Below are 1,152 nucleotides of genomic sequence, written 5' to 3' on the forward strand. Positions count from 1 at the left end.
CGCAGGCTCGGCGTGCCGGCGGTGCGGGCGGCGGCGCGCCGCGCGGTGCGGCTGATGGGCGGGCAGTTCGTGCTCGGCGAGACCATCGAGGACGCGCTGGCGCGCGCGGCCAAGGCACCCGAGGGCGTGCGCCATTCTTTCGACATGCTGGGCGAGGGCGCGCGCACCGCGGCGGATGCGCGGCGCTACCTCGCCGCCTACCACGCGGCCTGTGACGCGATCGGGCGCGGCGCGAACGGCGCCCTGCCGGGGCGGCCGGGCCTCTCCGTGAAGCTCTCCGCCATCCATCCGCGCTACGAGGCGATCTCCCGCGAACGGGTGATGCGGGAGCTGGTGCCGGACCTCGTGGACCTCGCGCGCGCGGCGAAGGCGCATGAGCTGAACCTCACGGTGGATGCCGAGGAGGCGGACCGGCTGGAGCTGTCGCTCGAGGTGTTCGACGCGCTGCTGCGCGACGAGACGCTGGCCGGCTGGGACGGGCTGGGGCTGGCGGTGCAGGCCTACCAGAAGCGCTGCGGCGCCGTGCTGTCCTGGCTGGCGGAGCGCGCCGCGGCCAACCGCCGGCGGCTGATGGTGCGCCTGGTGAAAGGCGCCTACTGGGACGCCGAGATCAAGCGCGCGCAGGAGCGGGGCCTGGACGACTTCCCGGTCTGGACGCGCAAGGCGGCGACGGACCTGGCCTGGATCGCCGGCGCCTCGGCGCTGCTGGACCAGGCGCGGGCCGGCCGCATCTTCCCGCAGCTCGCGACCCACAACGCGCGCAGCGTGGCGGAGGCGCTGGCCCTGGCGGAGGCGCGCGGCGTGGGCGCGGCGCGCTTCGAGTTCCAGCGGCTGCACGGCATGGGCGGGGCGCTGTACGGCAGGCTGCGCGAGGCGCGGCCCGAGGTGGCGCTGCGCGTCTATGCGCCGGTCGGCGTGCACGAGGACCTGCTGGCCTACCTGGTGCGGCGCCTGCTGGAGAACGGCGCCAATGGCGGCTTCGTCGCGGCGGTGGCGGACCACGACATCCCGCTGGAGCGGCTGGTGCGCCACCCGGCGGAGGCGGTGGCGGAGGGGCCGCCGCGGCATCCGCGCGTGAAGCCGCCACCGGCGCTGTTCCGCACGCGGCCCAACAGCCGCGGCGTGGAGTTCGGCGACGCCGCGGCGCTGGCC

General features: G+C 76.5%; 1 protein-coding gene. It reads left to right on the forward strand.

Annotated features, from left to right (window positions below; translation table 11 throughout):
* The coding region (locus OZN99_RS32150) for a proline dehydrogenase family protein (RefSeq protein ID WP_270939251.1) at positions 1–1,152 on the forward strand (1,152 nt) is incomplete at both ends.

Source organism: Falsiroseomonas oryzae (assembly GCF_027856955.1).
Taxonomy (GTDB): Bacteria; Pseudomonadota; Alphaproteobacteria; order Acetobacterales; family Acetobacteraceae; genus Falsiroseomonas; species Falsiroseomonas oryzae.